This is a genomic window from Bacillus sp. FSL R9-9492 (assembly GCF_038007365.1).
GTDB classification, from domain to species: domain Bacteria; phylum Bacillota; class Bacilli; order Bacillales; family Bacillaceae_G; genus Bacillus_A; species Bacillus_A mycoides.
The window spans coordinates 3,762,071-3,781,032 of the sequence record NZ_JBBOXC010000001.1 but is presented as its reverse complement, the minus strand read 5'-3'; the positions used below and the strand labels follow the sequence as shown (position 1 = coordinate 3,781,032).

General features: G+C 38.7%; 19 protein-coding genes and 2 pseudogenes. 13 read left to right on the top strand and 8 right to left on the bottom strand.

Features of this window, described 5'->3' with window-relative positions; translation table 11 throughout:
• Window positions 1-61: 61 nt before the first annotated feature.
• The 4 genes from MKY70_RS19175 (at window position 62) to entD (ending at window position 4,909) form a co-directional block, all read left to right on the top strand.
• Entirely contained in the window at window positions 62-814 is a 753-nt protein-coding gene (locus MKY70_RS19175) for a DeoR/GlpR family DNA-binding transcription regulator (RefSeq protein WP_002128628.1), read from the top strand.
• Window positions 811-1,722, top strand: a complete 912-nt coding sequence (pfkB, locus tag MKY70_RS19170; RefSeq protein ID WP_002128626.1) for a 1-phosphofructokinase — start codon at window positions 811-813, stop codon at window positions 1,720-1,722. Before MKY70_RS19175 ends, pfkB begins: the two co-directional genes overlap by 4 nt.
• 13 nt (window positions 1,723-1,735) lie before the next feature.
• Entirely contained in the window at window positions 1,736-3,595 is a 1,860-nt protein-coding gene (locus MKY70_RS19165) for a PTS fructose transporter subunit IIABC (RefSeq protein WP_088034660.1), read from the top strand.
• A 348-nt stretch (window positions 3,596-3,943) separates the two neighbouring features.
• Complete coding sequence (gene entD, locus MKY70_RS19160) at window positions 3,944-4,909, top strand: cell wall-binding protein EntD (protein ID WP_113735691.1); 966 nt, start codon at window positions 3,944-3,946, stop codon at window positions 4,907-4,909.
• 62 nt (window positions 4,910-4,971) lie between these two features.
• On the opposite strand, the gene MKY70_RS19155 is transcribed toward entD, so the two are convergent.
• Window positions 4,972-5,217, bottom strand: coding sequence for a hypothetical protein (locus tag MKY70_RS19155; protein WP_002014695.1), 246 nt, complete (start codon window positions 5,215-5,217; stop codon window positions 4,972-4,974).
• Between the two features lie 181 nt (window positions 5,218-5,398).
• On the opposite strand from MKY70_RS19155, the gene miaA reads away from it, so the two are divergent.
• Together miaA and hfq are read left to right on the top strand one after the other, a co-directional pair.
• On the top strand, window positions 5,399-6,352 hold the full coding sequence (gene miaA / locus MKY70_RS19150) for a tRNA (adenosine(37)-N6)-dimethylallyltransferase MiaA (protein WP_002014696.1): 954 nt from the start codon (window positions 5,399-5,401) through the stop codon (window positions 6,350-6,352).
• Between the two features lie 21 nt (window positions 6,353-6,373).
• Window positions 6,374-6,598 (top strand): RNA chaperone Hfq, encoded by a 225-nt coding sequence (gene hfq / locus MKY70_RS19145; RefSeq protein ID WP_000813896.1) that lies wholly within the window; start codon window positions 6,374-6,376, stop codon window positions 6,596-6,598.
• A gap of 75 nt (window positions 6,599-6,673) precedes the next feature.
• On the opposite strand, the pseudogene MKY70_RS19140 reads toward hfq, so the two are convergent.
• From MKY70_RS19140 to MKY70_RS30885, 3 genes and pseudogenes are all read right to left on the bottom strand, one after another.
• Window positions 6,674-8,027: pseudogene (locus tag MKY70_RS19140) on the bottom strand (IS3 family transposase).
• A 99-nt stretch (window positions 8,028-8,126) separates the two neighbouring features.
• Window positions 8,127-9,656 carry a Gly-Xaa-Xaa repeat protein gene (locus MKY70_RS19135; RefSeq protein ID WP_341074551.1) on the bottom strand — a complete coding sequence of 510 codons (1,530 nt, stop codon included), beginning with the start codon at window positions 9,654-9,656 and terminating at the stop codon, window positions 8,127-8,129.
• 147 nt (window positions 9,657-9,803) lie between these two features.
• Window positions 9,804-10,094 carry a hypothetical protein gene (locus MKY70_RS30885; RefSeq protein WP_445662174.1) on the bottom strand — a complete coding sequence of 97 codons (291 nt, stop codon included), beginning with the start codon at window positions 10,092-10,094 and terminating at the stop codon, window positions 9,804-9,806.
• 2 nt (window positions 10,095-10,096) lie between these two features.
• Between MKY70_RS30885 and MKY70_RS30880 the strand changes: the two genes are divergently transcribed.
• Entirely contained in the window at window positions 10,097-10,894 is a 798-nt protein-coding gene (locus tag MKY70_RS30880; protein WP_445662173.1) for a hypothetical protein, read from the top strand.
• Here the strand turns inward: MKY70_RS30880 and MKY70_RS30875 are convergent.
• Window positions 10,867-11,112: pseudogene (locus MKY70_RS30875) on the bottom strand (collagen-like repeat preface domain-containing protein); the annotation flags it as partial. The gene MKY70_RS30880 and the pseudogene MKY70_RS30875 overlap by 28 nt on opposite strands.
• Here MKY70_RS30875 and MKY70_RS30870 point away from each other — a divergent pair.
• A complete protein-coding gene (locus MKY70_RS30870; RefSeq protein ID WP_445662177.1) occupies window positions 11,033-11,239 on the top strand; it encodes a hypothetical protein in 207 nt (68 codons plus the stop codon). The pseudogene MKY70_RS30875 and the gene MKY70_RS30870 sit on opposite strands and share 80 nt — an antisense overlap.
• Before the next feature lie 136 nt (window positions 11,240-11,375).
• Here MKY70_RS30870 and MKY70_RS19125 read toward each other — a convergent pair whose 3' ends face one another.
• Window positions 11,376-12,338 carry a tyrosine-type recombinase/integrase gene (locus tag MKY70_RS19125; protein ID WP_088033958.1) on the bottom strand — a complete coding sequence of 321 codons (963 nt, stop codon included), beginning with the start codon at window positions 12,336-12,338 and terminating at the stop codon, window positions 11,376-11,378.
• A 113-nt stretch (window positions 12,339-12,451) separates the two neighbouring features.
• Here MKY70_RS19125 and spoVK point away from each other — a divergent pair, with 113 nt between their 5' ends.
• Entirely contained in the window at window positions 12,452-13,408 is a 957-nt protein-coding gene (spoVK, locus tag MKY70_RS19120; RefSeq protein ID WP_002014481.1) for a stage V sporulation protein K, read from the top strand.
• Window positions 13,409-13,439: 31 nt separating this feature from the next.
• Here spoVK and MKY70_RS19115 read toward each other — a convergent pair whose 3' ends face one another.
• On the bottom strand, window positions 13,440-13,577 hold the full coding sequence (locus MKY70_RS19115) for a hypothetical protein (protein ID WP_002087943.1): 138 nt from the start codon (window positions 13,575-13,577) through the stop codon (window positions 13,440-13,442).
• A 99-nt stretch (window positions 13,578-13,676) separates the two neighbouring features.
• Entirely contained in the window at window positions 13,677-14,300 is a 624-nt protein-coding gene (locus tag MKY70_RS19110; RefSeq protein ID WP_002014478.1) for a trimeric intracellular cation channel family protein, read from the bottom strand.
• 92 nt (window positions 14,301-14,392) lie between these two features.
• On the opposite strand from MKY70_RS19110, the gene hflX reads away from it, so the two are divergent.
• From hflX to glnA, 4 genes are all read left to right on the top strand, one after another.
• Window positions 14,393-15,664: a GTPase HflX gene (gene hflX / locus MKY70_RS19105; RefSeq protein WP_140152409.1), complete on the top strand. Its 1,272-nt coding sequence runs from the start codon at window positions 14,393-14,395 to the stop codon at window positions 15,662-15,664.
• The gene (locus MKY70_RS19100; protein WP_341025541.1) at window positions 15,657-16,928 is read left to right on the top strand and encodes a methionine gamma-lyase family protein; all 1,272 of its coding nucleotides are present in this window, start codon (window positions 15,657-15,659) and stop codon (window positions 16,926-16,928) included. Before hflX ends, MKY70_RS19100 begins: the two co-directional genes overlap by 8 nt.
• Window positions 16,929-17,101: 173 nt before the next feature.
• Window positions 17,102-17,491: a transcriptional repressor GlnR gene (gene glnR / locus MKY70_RS19095; RefSeq protein ID WP_002014475.1), complete on the top strand. Its 390-nt coding sequence runs from the start codon at window positions 17,102-17,104 to the stop codon at window positions 17,489-17,491.
• A gap of 48 nt (window positions 17,492-17,539) precedes the next feature.
• Window positions 17,540-18,874, top strand: a complete 1,335-nt coding sequence (gene glnA, locus MKY70_RS19090) for a type I glutamate--ammonia ligase (RefSeq protein WP_002014472.1) — start codon at window positions 17,540-17,542, stop codon at window positions 18,872-18,874.
• Window positions 18,875-18,962 lie beyond the last annotated feature (88 nt).

Sequence of the window (18,962 nt, the reverse complement as noted above, 5' to 3'; positions counted from 1 at the left end):
GTTTATGGTTGATTTTTGTGATCGTTTTCATTATACTGTAATCAAAGAAGAGGTGAAGAAAATGTTAACTCCTGAACGTCATCAAATGATATTGCAACTTGTAAAAGAACAAAAAGTTGTTAAATTGCAGCAATTAGTTGAAAGAACAGAAAGCTCTGAATCGACAATTCGTCGTGATTTAGCACAATTAGAAAAACAAAGGTTATTAAAAAGAGTTCATGGTGGTGCCTCTGTTTTAACAGGAAAAGGACAGGAGCCAACGATGATTGAAAAATCATCCAAAAACATTCAAATAAAACAACAAATTGCCAAGTATGCGGCTAGTATTGTTGAACAAGGGGATTGCGTTTATTTAGATGCAGGAAGTACAACATTTGAAATGATTCCATTTTTAATAAATAAAGATGTTACTGTCGTTACGAATGGACTTATGCATATTGAAGCTTTAGTTGAAAATAATATTCGTGCATATTTACTAGGCGGGATGATGAAAAGTAGGACGAAAGCTTTAATTGGTGCTATGGCACAGGAAAGCATGCAAAAGTACCGTTTTGATAAATGTTTCTTAGGAGCAAATGGTGTACATGAACAGCTTGGTTTTACAACTCCAGATCCAGAAGAGGCACTTTTAAAACAAATGGCATTAACATTTGCGAACGAAGGATATTTCTTAATTGATGAAAGTAAGTTCTCAGAAGTTGCATTTGCGAAAATTGCCAATGTTGAAGAAGCGAATATTATTACAAACCATTTAGAAATTGATTTAGAAAAATATAAAAGACAAACCAATGTAATTGAGGCTGATAAACAATGATCTATACAGTTACTTTAAACCCATCTATTGATTATGTAGTACAAGTTAATTCCTTCGATTTAGGCGCAGTAAATCGAGCAGAGAAAGATATGAAATTTCCTGGAGGGAAAGGCATTAACGTTTCTCGTGTTCTTCATCGTTTAGGTGTTGAAAATGTAGCGCTTGGATTTACTGGTGGATTTACCGGTCGATTTATTAAAGATGTATTACAGGCGGAAGGTGTAACAACAAACTTCGTCCAAGTAGACGGTGATTCCCGAATTAATGTGAAAATAAAAGGGCAAGAAGAGACAGAATTAAATGGGCAAGGTCCTAATGTGACAAATGAACAATTTGAACAATTAATGAAACAAATCGAAAGTATGAGGCAGGGAGATTGTGTTGTACTAGCTGGAAGTGTACCGGCGTCTATCTCAACTACTTTTTATGAATCAATCGCAGCGCTCGGAGCTGAGAAAGGTATTCGCGTAGTAGTCGATGCAAGTGGAAGTGCGCTACAACATGTAATTAAAAATAAACCATTTTTAATAAAGCCTAATCATCATGAACTTGGTGAGTTATTCGGAGTAGAGATTTCAACAGTAGAAGATGTTTTACCGTTTGGAAGAAAATTAGTTGAACAAGGTGTAGAGCATGTTATCGTATCAATGGCTGGAGATGGGGCTTTATTATTTACGGCACAAGGTATATATGAAGCAACTGTTCCAAAAGGTGTTGTAATTAATTCGGTTGGGGCCGGAGATTCTCTCGTTGCAGGATTTGTAGGTAAATATGAACAGACAAAAGATATTGAAAAGGCATTTCAATATGGCGTTGCAACAGGGAGTGCAACAGCATTTTCAGCTGATTTATGTGAAAAAGAAAAAGTAGAAGAATTATTGTCGCAAGTAATTGTAACTAAGCGATAGGGGGAAGCAACATATGAAAATTACAGAACTATTAAAAAGGGATACAGTCATTATGAATTTGACAGCTTCAAATAAAGAAGCTGTCATAGATGAATTAGTTGAGAAATTAAATGGTGCTAATCGTTTAAATAGTAAAGCTGAATTTAAAGAAGCTATTCTAAAGCGGGAGTCACAAAGTACAACTGGAATTGGTGAAGGTATTGCTATACCTCATGCGAAGACGAATGCCGTTAAACAACCATCGATTTGTTTTGGTAGAAGTGTAAGCGGTATCAACTATGAGTCGCTTGACGGACAGCCTGCACATCTGTTTTTTATGATTGCTGCGAGTGAAGGGGCGAATAATACTCATTTAGAAACGTTATCTCGTCTCTCTACGTTATTGATGGATGAAGGGTTCCGCAAGCAATTATTAGAAGCAAAGGATGAGGATGAGCTTCTCCGTTTATTTGATGAAAAAGAGAATGAAAAAGAAGACGAAGAAGTTGAAGTAGCAAAGCCGGAAGGGAATGAGCCATACGTATTAGCTGTTACAGCTTGTCCGACTGGTATCGCTCACACATATATGGCTGCGGATAGTTTAAAAGCAAAAGCGGCAGAGTTAGGGATTGCGATTAAAGTTGAAACGAATGGATCAACAGGTGTAAAGAACGGTTTAACGAAAGAGGATATTGAACGCGCAACAGCGATTATCGTTGCGGCAGATAAACAGGTAGAAATGAACCGTTTCGCGGGGAAGTATGTCATTCAAGTGCCAGTAGCTGATGGTATTAGAAAAACTGAATTCCTTCTTAATCGAGCTGTAAAACAAGATGCGCCAATCTTTAAAGGTGTCAAAGAGAATGGGAAGGCAGAACATGTAGAGAAAGAAAAAGGGCTAGGAATTTATAAGCATTTAATGAGCGGTGTAAGTAATATGCTTCCATTCGTTGTTGGTGGCGGGATTTTAATAGCGCTAGCGTTTTCGTTTGGTGGTATAAAAGCGGAAGGTCCTTTAGCTGAATTGTTCATGTCTATTGGGGGAGGAAAAACAGGTGCGTTTTTATTCCTTGTACCAATCTTAGCTGGATTTATTGCGAGTTCTATTGCTGATCGTCCTGGTTTTATGCCTGGTGTTGTAGGTGGGTTTTTAGCAGCACAAGCGAATGCGGGATTTTTAGGTGGATTAATTGCTGGTTTCTTAGCTGGATATGTTGTTTTAGGATTGAAAAGATTATTTTCAGGATTACCAGTACAGTTAGAAGGAATTAAACCTGTTTTGTTATATCCAGTCTTTGGATTGTTGATTACAGGAGTTGTTATGCAAAAAGTAGTAAATCCGCCTGTAGTAGCATTAAATGAAATGTTAACAGGATGGTTAAATGGTTTGAACGGTACGAATGCTATATTATTAGGTCTTATTTTGGGCGGTATGATGGCAATTGATATGGGTGGTCCAATTAATAAAGCGGCATTTACATTTGGTATTGCTGCAATAGAAGCACAGAATTTTGGAGTGCACTCAGCAGTTATGGCTGGTGGTATGGTACCGCCACTTGCGATTGCATTCGCAACCACATTCTTTAAAACAAAATTTACAGAAGCAGAACGTAAATCTGGTTTAACAAATTATATTATGGGAGCATCGTTTATTACAGAAGGTGCGATTCCATTTGCAGCTGCCGATCCGGTTCGAGTAATAGTAAGTTGTGTTGTTGGTTCAAGTATCGCGGGTGCCTTATCTATGTTATTCCAAATTACATTGCCGGCACCGCATGGTGGATTGTTTGTTATCGCATTAGTGAATAAACCGTTGCTATATATTGTTTCTATATTAATTGGAACGATTGTTTCAGCTATTATGATAGGTGTTTGGAAGAAGAAAGTTAAATAAAAGATAAAAAGGGACAGCTAATAGGAGTTGTTCCTTTTTCGTTACAAAAAGTAATTTAATAATTGGATTATGATGGATTTTGGTAAAAGATGTAATGAAAAGTGATTTTTTTGTAACAAAAAAGTAATACTGTAATTTTTTCTGGAAAAAAATTCTTATACTAATTTGTGAGAAATATATGAAAACTATTGCTAATTTTGGTAGAAATACAATTCTTTAATATGGAAATTTATGTTACAAATCATTAATCGTTTATTACGAATGCTTTGTAATTGTGTGATTTTCGAAATTCTACAAAAAACTGTTGCTATAATGAGAACACGAAAACAAAGCAAATGGAGGCTATTCATGAAAAAATTATTAGGTATAGCAACAGCAGCAGTTTTTGGTCTTGGGATTTTTGCAGGTTCTGCTAAAGCGGAAACGATTGTAACAACAGATGTATTAAACGTTAGAGAAAACCCAACTGTAGAATCAAAACTTGTAGGTAAAATGTTAAGTGGAAATAAATTAGATGTTATAAATACAGAAAACGGATGGTCCAAAATTAAATTAGATGGTAAAGAAGCTTTTGTAAGTGCTGAGTTTACGAAAAGTTCTTATTATGTAACAGCAAACGTATTAAACATTCGTGCTGGAGCGAATACTGATTCAGAAATTCTTGGCACGCTTAAAAAAGATGACTTGATTGAAACGACAAATCAAGTACAAAACGAATGGTTACAATTCGAATATGGCGGGAAAGCGGCGTATGTTCACATACCATTTTTAACAGGTACAGCACCTGTTATTGAAAGAAAAGAAGTTCCAGCTCAAGATGAAGCGCCAACTAAGGTGAAAACGGCGGTTAAAAATGATACATCAGTTAAGGTGAAAGTGCCGGCTAAAAATGATACGGCAGTTAACGGAAAAGAATCAGTTAAAAGTGGAGCATCAAGTAAACCAGTAGCGCAAGCGAAGCCGGCAACTAAGCCAGTGGCGAAATCTACTGAAACAAGTGAACCTGCTGGTCGTGAAATAACAGTAGAAGCGACAGCTTACACAGCTCACCCGAGTGAAAATGGCACATATGGTGGTCGTGTGTTAACTGCGATGGGGCATGATTTAACAGCGAATCCAAATATGAAAGTTATTGCTGTTGATCCGAAAGTAATTCCTCTCGGATCAAAAGTGTGGGTGGAAGGATATGGAGAAGCAATTGCTGGAGATACTGGTGGCGCGATTAAAGGAAACCGTATTGATGTTTTAGTTGGTTCAGATAGCACTGCTGATAGTTGGGGTCGTAAATCCGTTAAAGTGAAAGTTATAAAATAATTTATTAAAATAAAAAACGGCTGCTTGAAAATGTCTAAGCGGCCGCTTTTTTTATATAAGAATTATTGAAAAGGGTAAATTGTTTTACCTGTAATAATTTTATACGCGGTGCAAAATTGAGTTTGCATATACTCTGTATTTTTATTTTCTGGATGTAACGTTGTTTCTTGAAGAGTAGAATGAAAGGAACGTAGTAAACAATTTAGTGCGAAGTATAATTCTTCTTGTGAACAATTTTGTTCTTTTGTAGCAGTAGCTAAAATAAGGTCTTTTATTAATAATGGAAAATCGATAGTCGCTTGTTTCATAGTCATTGCACCCTCTCCGAGCTATTTTTTATCATGTATATGCAGAATTGGACAAGCTATGCTCTTTTTTTTGTGTAATTGCATGTACTGGATTCAAAGAACTTGCAATCATGCCGTTAAAATTGGTAAGATTGGGTATAATCAATAGATGGAGTATATTACATAAAGAGAGTTGAATGATATGGGAGAAGTGCAACGTGAAAAAGTTGCTGTCATCATTGGGCCAACTGCTGTCGGAAAGACGAAATTAAGTATCGATCTTGCAAAAGCGTTGAATGGTGAGATTATTAGTGGTGATTCCATGCAAATTTATCGTACGATGGATATCGGGACTGCAAAGGTGACGATAGATGAGATGGACGGAATTCCGCATTATATGATTGATATAAAAGATCCGGAAGATTCATTTTCTGTGGCGGAATTTCAAGAACGTGTCCGTAAGTGCATTCGAGAAATTACAGAGCGCGGGAAATTACCAATTATTGTTGGTGGAACCGGTCTCTATATACAATCTGTTCTATTCGATTACCAGTTTACAGATGAGGCTGGGGACGCTACATACCGAGAACAGATGGAAAAGTTAGCATTAGAACACGGTGTGGAATATGTACATAAAAAGTTGCAAGAAGTAGACCCAGAAAGTGCGGAGCGTATTCATGCCAATAATGTAAGGCGTGTTATTCGGGCGTTAGAAATTTTTCACACGACGGGTGAAAAAATGAGTAACCAGCTCGAAAAACAAGAAAATGAGTTACTGTACGATGTTTCATTAATTGGCTTGACAATGGATCGAGAAATGCTATACGATCGCATTAACTTACGTGTTAACCTAATGATTGAACAAGGTTTATTAGAAGAAGTAAAAGGTTTACATGAAAGAGGAGTGCGAGATTGTCAATCTATTCAAGCGATTGGTTATAAAGAGATATATGATTATTTTGAGAATCGTGTATCTTTAGAAGAAGCGGTATCACAATTAAAGACGAATTCACGCCGTTATGCAAAACGTCAATTAACGTGGTTCCGTAATAAGATGGATGTCGCGTGGTTCGATGTTACTGATGGTGAAAAAACGTCAGAAATTTTACGATACATAGAAGGAAAGCTACAACTAAAGTCGAATAATAGTAAGTAGAGAAAAAGAGGAGGATTCGACATGAAGCAATCAATCAATATTCAAGATCAGTTTTTAAATCAACTCCGTAAAGAGAATACGTTCGTTACGCTGTACTTATTAAATGGTTTCCAGCTTCGTGGATTAATTAAAGGATTTGATAATTTTACAGTCCTGCTGGAAACAGAAGGTAAGCAACAGCTTATTTATAAACATGCAATTTCTACATTTGTACCACAAAAAAATGTTTCAATTGAATTAGAGTAGTAATGAATTATTGTACATAACAAAAAAAGAGCGAGTTTCTGAAGTGACCCCTAAAAGTTAGACACGGTTATTTCATTAGGCAACTTGATCCAAATGAGTCCGGTATTGTACCGGGCTCATTTTTAATTTTGCCTTAATCCGTTTCGTATTATAATAATCTATATATTTTTCTAATTCTATTTTAAAATGCTCAATACATTCAAATTCTTTTATATAGAGGAACTCCGACTTCATAATCCCAAAGAAATTCTCTATTACTGCGTTGTCGTAACAGTTTCCTTTTCGAGACATACTCTGTACGATAGCTCTTGATTCAAGTGTACGGACGTACTGTCTCATTTGATAATGCCATCCTTGATCCGAATGCATCAGTAGCTGGTGGTTTTCAGGTAAACGTTCTAATGCTTTCTCTAACATCTCTGAAACAAGCGAATACGTCGGTCTAGAACCAATTGTATAGGTAATAATTTCACCATTATACAAATCTAATACAGGTGATACATACAGTTTTTCTCCAAACAATTTAAACTCTGTGATGTCTGTTACCCATTTTTGATTCGGTGCGTCTGCATAAAAATTACGCTCTAAAATATTGGGTGCAATTTTACCGACTTTCCCCTTATAAGATTTATATTTCTTCATGCGCACAACGCACTTTAAGCCAAGCTCTTTCATAATGCGTTGCACCTTCTTTTGATTCACTTTCTGACCACGATTCGTTAATTCATCACGAATGCGACGGTAACCATAACGACCTTCATTCTCCTCATAAATCGCTTTAATCTCAGCTTTCAAATCGGCATCTACATCTGGGCGATTCATTTTTTTACTAAATCATAATACGTGCTTCGTGGAATACCAGCTAGCTCCACGAGTGCCTTCACCAAATATTTATGCCTTAATTCATAGACTACTTGCGCTTTATCTTGTTTTGTGATTTTTCCTTGTTTTGAACTAAGGCATTCAACTTTTTTAAGTACTCATTTTCCATTTCAAGCTGTTTAATACGTGCTTCAAGTGCTTCGACTGACCCTTCAGCTAAAGCTTGTTTTAATTGTTTATTTGAATCTTTTTTCATGGATGAACGCCCCTTTTTCTTAGATTGAAGGGCATCAATTCCTTGTGTTTCGAGTTGTTTTTTCCAAACAGAAATCGTTGAAGGGGCAGGAATGTTAAAGATAGCTGCCGTCTCAAATAAGGACATACCGTTTTCAATCATAAAGTTTAGTACGTCTAGTTTAAATTGTTGTGTGTAATTTGTACATCGTTTTAGAAAAGCTTCCACACCATTTTGCTTATATTGGTTTACCCAATTCAAAATGATTGTGCCACTTATACCGATCGCTCTACCCATTTCTCGATAACTTTCATTTCCGTTCAAATAACGTAGAACGATTTGTATTTTTTCATCAGCTGTAAATTTAGCCATAGAAAAACTGCACCTCCAATTGTTAGACTGTGTCTAACAATTGGGGTGCAGTTCATTCTCGCTCTTTTTTTATTTGTCATAAACAATAAATAGTGAAATTTAAGCGATTCTAAATACAGTAAGACGAATGTTAGTGTTTCCTGTTGCAGGGATCGTAATCTCGTTAAGAGTAGATTGGACAGAAATGTTTGCTCCAGCAGCTAATGTTTCGATTGTAGTAAATGAAAGTGAGTCGCCTATTAGATTTGAAGAGAAGTTGTCAGTAGCAACTGCTCCATTAATTGAAATTCCTACTCCAAGTGGAGCGCATCCTGGCGCAGTTGTAGAAATAGATACGCTAATTACATAAATACCAGCGTTAATAACAGTAACTGTATTTGTGCCGTTAAAGATAATATTGTTTACGTTAATTGCAGTACTAAAAATAAAGTTGTTAAATTGGAGTACTGTTTGTTGGATGTTGTTTGTTACAACGATTGTTGCTACTGGGAAGCTAGGTCCAGTAGGTCCGGTAACTCCTATACCAGTAGCACCCGTTGGTCCTTGAACACCTTGAGGTCCGGTAGCACCCGTGTTACCTTGAGCGCCTTGAGGTCCGGTAGCACCCGTGTTACCTTGAGCACCTTGAGGTCCAGAAGGTCCAGTAGGTCCAGGAGGCCCACCAGAAGGTCCAGTAGGTCCGGTAACTCCTATACCAGTAGCACCTGTGTTACCTTGAACACCTTGAGGTCCGGTAGCACCCGTGTTACCTTGCGCACCTTGAGGTCCAGTAGCACCCGTGTTACCTTGAATACCTTGAGGTCCAGTAGCACCTGTGTTACCTTGAATACCTTGAGGTCCAGTAGCACCTGTGTTACCTTGCGTACCTTGAGGTCCAGTAGCACCCGTGTTACCTTGCGCACCTTGAGGTCCAGTGGAACCAGTAGCGCCTGTGTTACCTTGCGCACCTTGAGGTCCAGTAGCACCAGTAGCGCCTGTGTTACCTTGCGCACCTTGAGGTCCAGTAGCACCCGTGTTACCTTGAATACCTTGAGGACCAGTGGCACCTGTAGCACCCGTGTTACCTTGAACACCTTGAGGTCCAGTGGAACCGGTAGCGCCCGTGTTACCTTGAGGACCAGTAGCACCCGTGTTACCTTGAACACCTTGAGGTCCAGTGGAACCGGTAGCGCCCGTGTTACCTTGAGGACCAGTAGCACCTGTATTACCTTGCGTACCTTGAGGTCCAGTAGCACCCGTGTTACCTTGAGGTCCAGTAGCACCAGTGTTACCTTGTGTACCTTGAGGACCAGTAGCGCCCGTGTTACCTTGAATACCTTGAGGTCCAGTGGCACCTGTATTACCTTGAGGTCCAGTAGCACCAGTGTTACCTTGTGTACCTTGAGGACCAGTAGCGCCCGTGTTACCTTGAATACCTTGAGGTCCAGTGGCACCTGTATTACCTTGAGGTCCAGTAGCACCTGTATTACCTCTAGGTCCGGTAGCACCAGTAGCGCCCGTGTTACCTTGAATACCTTGAGGTCCAGTGGCACCTGTATTACCTTGAGGTCCAGTAGCGCCAGTGTTACCTTGAGGTCCAGTGTTAGCCTTGACCAGTGTTACCTTGTGTACCTTGAGGTCCGGTAGCACCAGTAGCGCCCGTGTTACCTTGAATACCTTGAGGTCCAGTGGCACCTGTATTACCAGTGAGGTCCAGTAGCACCAGTGTTACCTCTAGGTCCGGTAGCACCAGTAGCGCCCGTGTTACCTTGAATACCTTGAGGTCCAGTGGCACCATTACCTTGAGGTCCAGTAGCACCTGTTACCTCTAGGTCCGGTAGCACCAGTAGCGCCCGTGTTACCTCCAGTAGGTCCAGTAGCACCAGTAGCGCCCGTGTTACCTCTAGGACCAGTGGAACCAGTAGCACCTGTGTTACCTCTAGGTCCGGTAGCACCAGTAGCGCCCGTGTTACCTCTAGGACCAGTGGAACCAGTAGCACCAGTGTTACCTCTAGGTCCGGTAGCACCAGTAGCGCCCGTGTTACCTCTAGGACCAGTGGAACCAGTAGCACCTGTGTTACCTAGCACCTGTGTTACCTCTAGGTCCGGTAGCACCAGTAGCGCCCGTGTTACCTCTAGGACCAGTGGAACCAGTAGCGCCCGTGTTACCTCTAGGACCAGTGGAACCAGTAGCGCCCGTGTTACCTCTAGGACCAGTGGAACCAGTAGCGCCCGTGTTACCTCTAGGACCAGTGGAACCAGTAGCGCCTGTGTTACCTCTAGGTCCGGTAGCACCAGTAGCGCCCGTGTTACCTCTAGGACCAGTGGAACCAGTAGCACCTGTGTTACCTCTAGGTCCGGTAGCACCAGTAGCGCCCGTGTTACCTCTAGGACCAGTGGAACCAGTAGCACCTGTGTTACCTCTAGGTCCGGTAGCACCAGTAGCGCCCGTGTTACCTCTAGGACCAGTGGAACCAGTAGCACCTGTGTTACCTCTAGGTCCGGTAGCACCAGTAGCGCCCGTGTTACCTCTAGGACCAGTGGAACCAGTAGCACCTGTGTTACCTCTAGGACCAGTGGATCCAGTAGTGCCCGTGTTACCTCTAGGTCCAGTGGCTCCAGTAGCGCCCGTGTTACCTCTAGGACCAGTGGAACCAGTAGCGCCCGTGTTACCTCTAGGACCAGTGGAACCAGTAGCGCCTGTGTTACCTCTAGGTCCGGTAGCACCAGTAGCGCCCGTGTTACCTCTAGGTCCAGTAGGTCCAGTAGGTCCAGTAGGTCCTCTGCCGAACGAAGCTGAATTAACTAGAGTAGTTTGTAACTCTGCAATTAATTTAAGGAGTTCTTGGAGTGTACAAGGATCAATTCGGAATAACTTTGTAATGTAAAGTAAATAATTAATTAAAATTTGAAGTTCAACAAATACAGCACTTGCTACGAAGGTTGGATTTTTTAATATAGTTATTAAGTTTTTAATGATGGCTAATCCTTGTGCTTTCAGAGCGGAAGTAGTGTCTAGTGAACAGATGAATTTGCTTAGTAGGTGCAATGTATCTATTAGATCCTCAATGTTTTTGGGAGATGGATTGGCGAAAAGTTTAGGGATTATTTTTATTAAATCGTTAATGATTGCACGGAATGTCCTAATTTGCGCTTTAGTAATTGGAATTGTTGGGGTAGTTGGAATTCGTCCAGCGCTAGTTGGAAAGCAGGGATTGGAGTGTTTATTTTGATTGTCGTTAAAGCGAGACATTAAATCTCTCCTTTCTAATAAGAATGTGAACGAAACTCATCATAGTAGATGCAGGGAATAGCTAAATGGTCATAGTGAAATTGATTGTTTTGAGAAAAAAATAAAAAAACGCCTTATTATAGGGCGTTTTTTTTATTTTCAGCATATTGATAATATCGCTTTAGTGAAATTTTTGATTTGAAGCCAACTAATTTTATGATCTCTGGCTCTGGGGTTTGTTTTTTTATTAGGCGTAAAATAAATGTGTTCCGGAAATGTTGTCCAGAAATGCCTTTACGTAAATTCGCTCTTGCTACTTCAAGTCGGATCATTTTTTGAATAGCGATTTCTGTTAGTGCTTTTGGTGCGTCGTTTTCATATACCCATCTGTATGTTCCACGGTTAAAATCGAATGCAACAAACAACGGGTCATTACTATGGTATTTAGGGCGAACTGGTTCTGGAATACTTTTATAATATGTGTACAGTTGTTTTTTGTCTTCGATTGCTAATGTGATTGTTCTTTCTACTCCTGCGGTTGCTGGAATAGAAAGTGTATTAGTTTCAAAATGAACGTGATGCATAGTTAATGCTGTAAGCTCTTGTAAGGATAGTCCGTAGTCGATTAATAGACTTAAAATGGCGATATTACGATCCATTAATAATGGACGAACGGGACGTTGTTTTTCTGAAAGTCCTTCTAATGAAGTGACTATATGCTTTAATCTTTTTTCTTCATCGGATGAAATGAAATCTTCATTACGCAATGCACGGTTTGGTTGAATAGTAATTTCCATATCATTCAATGGATTTGGAATGTTAAGAAAATGATGCATTCTATTTAATACAATAAATACACGATGCATTGTTTTCTCAGAGTAGTGTCGATTCTTTTTTAAGTCTGAAAAGTAATCTTCATAGTCTTTTGTACAAAGTGTTGCCCATATATTACTGGAAGGGAGCTTTTTGTTTTTTTCTAACCAATGTCCAAAATCTTCAATGTCATAAACATAACGTTTAATGGTTGAAGACTTTCGGCCTTTATTCAATAAAAAAATAGAAAAGGCTTGTATTGTATCATGGAATTCCGTTGTTTCCATAGTCCCACCACCTTGATTATTTCTTATATTATAGCAAACTTTTCTGAAAATAGGCATTTGCAAGAGGGACTGGAATAATAATATTTGGTGAGTGGATAAAATGAGGTGATTGTATGGAACAATCGATGCGTAAGAAAAATAACAATCAAATTAATATTGTATTAAACCATCGAAAGAAAATTTCGTTACCGGCATCAGAAAATAAAACGGTAATTTCAAGTGAAACCACTACTAAACATGAGATGTTGCAGAGAATTGAAGAAGAGATGGGAAAGCTTGTTGGGATGGATGAAATAAAAAAGATAATAAAAGAAATTTATGCTTGGATTTATGTAAATAAAAAAAGACAAGAGATGGGGTTGAAATCTGAGAAGCAAGTGCTTCACATGTTATTTAGGGGGAATCCCGGTACTGGGAAGACAACCGTTGCTAGAATGATAGGGAAATTGTTGTTTGAGATGAATATTTTATCGAAGGGGCATTTAGTTGAAGCAGAACGTGCTGATCTTGTGGGGGAGTATATCGGTCATACAGCGCAAAAGACGAGAGATTTAATAAAAAAGGCCATGGGAGGTATTTTGTTTATTGATGAGGCGTATTCTTTAGCGCGGGGGGGAGAGAAGGATTTTGGGAAGGAAGCTATTGATACACTTGTGAAGCATATGGAAGATAAGCAGCACGGTTTTGTATTAATTTTAGCTGGATATTCAAGAGAGATGAATCATTTTCTTTCGTTAAATCCAGGGTTACAATCTCGTTTTCCGTTTATTATTGAATTTGCGGATTACTCGGTAAATCAGCTGTTGGAAATTGGAAAGAGAATGTATGAGGAGCGCGAATATCAGTTATCTAAAGAAGCGGAGTGGAAATTTCGAGATCATTTACATGCGGTAAAGTATTCGTCGCAAATTACATCGTTTAGTAATGGGCGATACGTACGGAATATTGTTGAAAAATCGATTCGTACACAAGCTATGCGATTGTTACAAGAGGATACGTATGATAAATATGATTTAATTGGGATATCAAGTATGGATTTAATGCTTGAAGAGGAGACGCACAGTACGTAAACTGTGCGTCTGTTTTTATGCATAAGTTCGTTTACTCTTTTTTTGCTTTTTCTTGGTGAGTTTTATGAAGACGTTCCATTTTAGCGCTCTTTTCGTGCGCTGAATTTGGATCATGTCCAAATTGGTTTACTGAGCTTTTTTGAGCTCCTTTATTAACATGGTTTGTCATTTGCATTCACCTCGCTTTAAAAATTAGTATAAACATTATGTAAAGAAAAACTCGTTAGAAAAGAAAAACCTCTTTACGATATGTAAAGAGGTTAGATTGCTATTTATGCATTGAGCGCTCCTTTGTATCGATGCGTCTATGTGGTAAATGCCATTTGTAATGAATAGAAACCATGCGGAAGCAAACAATTAAAATGAATAAGGTGTATAGAGCCCAATCGCTAACGATGACTTTAGCGCCAATCAAAAAACCGGCTAAAATCGTCCAAAACGCATATACATCAGCTCGAAGGACGAGAGGTTTTCTACGTGCCAAAAGATCACGAATAATACCGCCGCCAATGCCAGTTAAAACAGCAGCTACAATTGTAGCGCTAATTGGTAAATTTAATTTTTGGGCGTATAGAGCTCCTTGTACGGCGAACGCTGATAAGCCGATGGCATCTGTGATGTTTTCCCACTTTTTCCAATGCTTAATTAATTTATTAGGAAAAAGAAAAATGATCGTCATTGATAATAGTGCGATTTGGAATAACATGTCTTGTTGCCAAAACGCGACGATTGGATAACCGATTAATAAATTACGAAGGGCACCTCCCCCAAATGCGGTTGCCATTCCTAAAATATATACCCCGAAAATATCATAATCCTCTTCCATTGCAACAATTGCTCCGCTTAGTGCGAAAGCGATTGTGCCTATGATGCTAAAAATCTCCCATGCCATGAATTTTCTCCCCCGCTAACTAGATGAAATGTGCTTCCTCTGCTATTATATTAGAAGGTTTAAATTTCGAAAAGGATGAGTGAACATATTTGATGGAAGAAAAAGAAAAAATCATATTAGTTGGTTGTCAATTGCCACAAGATGATGATGAAAAATTTATGCATTCCATGAAAGAGCTTGCATCGCTAGCGAAAACTGCGCGAGCGGAAGTGTTAGTATCAACGACGCAAAAGCGCCCGAAGTTTCATCCGGCGACTTATATAGGAAAAGGTAAACTAGAAGAGCTTGCAGCGTTGACGGAAGAATTAGAATCAGCTGTTATTGTTTTTAATAATGAGTTAACACCAAGTCAAATTCGGAATTTATCTTCAGTATTAGATGCGAGAGTGATTGACCGAACGCAGTTAATACTAGATATTTTTGCGCAACGTGCGAAATCGAGAGAGGGTAAGCTTCAAGTAGAGTTAGCTCAATTGCAATATACAATGCCGCGCCTTATGGGACAAGGTCTTGCTTTATCACGTCTTGGTGGTGGAATTGGTACAAGGGGACCAGGAGAGACGAAGCTTGAGACGGATCGTCGTCATATTCGATCTCGTATTGATGAAATAAAGAGACAACTTGCGGTTGTTGTGGAGCATCGAAAGAGATATCGTGAGAGAAGAAAAGATAATAAAGTGTTTCAAGTTGCGTTAATTGGGTATACAAATGCAGGAAAATCTACGTTGTTTAATAGATTAACGGAAGCTGATACGTTTGAAGAAAACTTATTGTTTGCAACGCTAGATCCGACGACAAGAAAGATGCCGTTACCTTCTGGTTATACAGTGCTTTTGACTGATACGGTTGGTTTTATACAAGATTTACCTACGTCACTAATTGCTGCTTTTCGATCTACGTTAGAAGAAGCTGGGGAAGCGGATGTTATTTTACATGTTGTTGATTCTGCAGATCCTAATTATGTAGGGCATGAGCAGACAGTAAAACAATTATTGTCGGACCTTGAAATTAATCGTATTCCTATTATTACGTTATATAATAAAAAAGATAAATTGCATCAAAACTTCATTCCATTTCCGAAAAGTGATTTCTTAATGACTAGTGCTTTTGAAGAAAGTGATTTATTGCGTATAAAAGAAGCGCTAGAAACGAAGATGAAGGAAGAAATGGATGATTATCAAGTGGAAATCCCTCCGAGTGAAGGTAGGTTATTAACGCTTTTAAAGACAGAAACAATATTAACTAAAATGGAGTTTCTAGAAGATAAATTTGTATATGATTGTACAGGGTATATATTTGCTCATTCATCGCTTAAGGGGCAATTAAAGAGATTTTTAGTGGAAGAAGGAGAAAATAATGTTTGATCGTTTGAAAAATGGAGAAAAAATTGCTCCAATTGTAAAAGAAGTAGAAAGTCAAATTATAGAAGTACATAAACATGTGGATGAAGTGATTGAGAGTAACCAATTTCGTGTATTAGAAAGTTTTCGTAAACACAAAATTAGCGATTCGCATTTTATTCCGACGACAGGTTATGGTTATGATGATATTGGTCGTGACACGTTAGAAAAAGTATATGCTGATGTATTTGGGGCAGAAGCGGGTCTTGTTCGTCCACAAATTATTTCAGGCACTCACGCAATTTCGACAGCTCTATTCGGTATTTTACGTCCAGGAGATGAACTGCTATACATAACAGGAAAACCATATGATACGTTAGAAGAAATCGTTGGTGTACGCGGAAAAGGTGTAGGTTCATTTAAAGAATATAATATTGGCTATAACGCAGTTCCGTTAACTGAAGAGGGATTTGTAGACTTTGAAGCTGTTGCAGCTGCGATCCATAATAATACGAAGATGATTGGTATTCAGCGTTCAAAAGGATATGCTACTCGTCCGTCGTTTACTGTTTCACAAATTAAAGAGATGATTGCGTTTGTGAAAGAGATTAAACCTGATGTTGTTGTATTTGTAGATAACTGCTATGGCGAATTTATTGAAGAAGAAGAGCCATGTCATGTTGGTGCGGACTTAATGGCAGGCTCTCTTATTAAGAATCCTGGCGGTGGAATTGTTAAAACTGGTGGTTACATTGTTGGTAAAGAGCAGTATGTTGAAGCGTGTGCATATCGTCTAACATCTCCAGGAATCGGTGCGGAAGCAGGGGCATCTTTATACAGTTTGCAAGAAATGTATCAAGGTTTCTTCTTAGCGCCGCATGTAGCGGGACAAGCGCTAAAAGGTGCGATTTTTACAGCTGCATTTTTAGAAAAGTTAGGGATGAATACATCACCAGCTTGGAATGCACCAAGAACAGATTTAATTCAGTCTGTTCAATTTGAGGATAGAGATCGTATGATTGCGTTCTGTCAAGCGATTCAATATGCATCTCCAATTAATTCTCATTTCACTCCATATGCAAACTATATGCCGGGTTATGAAGATGATGTAATTATGGCTGCGGGGACGTTTATTCAAGGTGCAAGTATTGAGCTGTCGGCTGATGGTCCGATTCGTCCGCCTTATGTTGCTTACGTGCAAGGTGGGTTAACTTATTCGCATGTAAAGATTGCGATTTGTTCTGCGATTGATGCGTTAATTGAAAAAAAACTATTAACAATTTCTTAAAGGAAAGCTGTCGATTTCGGCAGCTTTTTTCGTGTGAAAGTAATGATTTGTGTCATTAGAAAAAAATGAAAAAATTCACAAAAAAATCATGTAAGAAAAGCTAACATCTATTGACACTAAATATAACATGGTATAAAATGAGAAACAGTTAAGGCGAAGGAGGAACTGAAACAATGAAAGAAGATAGACGTTCTGCTCCGCTGTTTCCAATTGGTATTGTAATGGATTTAACACAATTATCTGCACGTCAAATTCGCTACTATGAAGAGCATAATCTTATTTTTCCAACCCGTACAAAAGGGAATCGTAGATTATTTTCATTTAACGATGTAGATAAATTGTTGGAAATTAAAGATTTGTTAGATCAAGGCTTAAATATGGCCGGAATTAAACAAGTATTGCAAATGAAAGAAAATCAAACAGAAGCAGTGAAAGTAAAAGAAGAAACGAAAGAAATTTCAAAATCCGAGCTTCGCAAAATTCTTCGAGATGAACTACAACATACAGGTAGATTTAATCGGACCTCATTGCGACAAGGTGACATTTCAAGGTTTTTTCACTAAAGATAACTGATTCTGAAGGTGTTTAGAGGGACTAAGGAGGAATTTATAATGGCTAGGTACACAAAAGAAGATATTTTTCGTTTGGCGAAAGAAGAGAATGTAAAGTATATCCGTCTGCAATTTACGGACCTTTTAGGGGTAATTAAAAACGTAGAAATTCCAGTGAGCCAATTAACAAAAGCTCTTGATAACAAAATGATGTTTGATGGATCTTCTATTGAAGGCTTCGTACGTATTGAAGAATCTGATATGTACTTATATCCGGATTTAGATACTTGGGTAATTTTCCCTTGGACAGCTGAAAAAGGTAAAGTAGCTCGTTTAATCTGTGATATTTACAATGCTGATGGTACTCCATTTGATGGCGATCCACGTAACAACTTAAAGCGTGTGTTAAAAGAAATGGAAGCATTAGGATTCTCAGATTTCAATCTTGGACCAGAGCCAGAATTCTTCCTATTTAAAGTTGATGAAAAAGGAAATCCAACACTGGAATTGAACGATAACGGTGGATACTTCGACCTTGCGCCGATGGATCTAGGGGAAAACTGTCGTCGTGATATCGTTCTTGAACTTGAAGAAATGGGCTTTGAAATTGAAGCATCTCACCATGAGGTTGCGCCAGGTCAACATGAAATTGACTTTAAATATGCAAATGCAATTCGCTCATGTGATGACATTCAAACATTCAAGCTTGTTGTAAGAACGATTGCTCGTAAACATGGTTTACACGCAACATTTATGCCGAAACCATTATACGGTGTGAACGGTTCAGGTATGCACTGTAACTTATCACTATTTAAAAATGGTGAGAACGTATTCTTCGATCAAAACGGTGATTTACAATTAAGTGATGATGCTCGTCACTTCATCGCAGGTATTTTAAAACATGCGCCAGCATTTACAGCGGTAGCAAACCCAACTGTAAACTCTTACAAGCGTTTAGTACCTGGATATGAAGCTCCATGTTACGTAGCATGGTCTGCACAAAACCGTAGTCCATTAGTGCGTATTCCTGCATCTCGTGGTATTAGCACACGCGTAGAAGTACGTAGTGTTGACCCAGCTGCAAACCCGTATTTAGTAATGGCAACATTATTAGCAGCAGGTCTTGATGGAATTAAAAATAAATTAACTCCACCAGCTGCAGTAGACCGTAACATCTACGTAATGACAAAAGAAGAGCGTGAAGAAGCAGGTATCGTTGACTTACCAGCAACATTAGCGCAAGCGTTAGTTACTTTACAATCTAATGAAATCGTATGTGGCGCATTAGGTGATCATTTACTTGAGCACTTCATTGAAGCAAAAGAAATTGAGTGGGATATTTTTAGAACTCAAGTTCACCAATGGGAACGCGATCAATATATGTCTCTATACTAAGAGAGAAAAAAGCCCTAATACTACGGTATTAGGGCTTTTTCGTCATTTATCTACAGTGAAAAAACACGAATATTGTCGTTATTTTTTT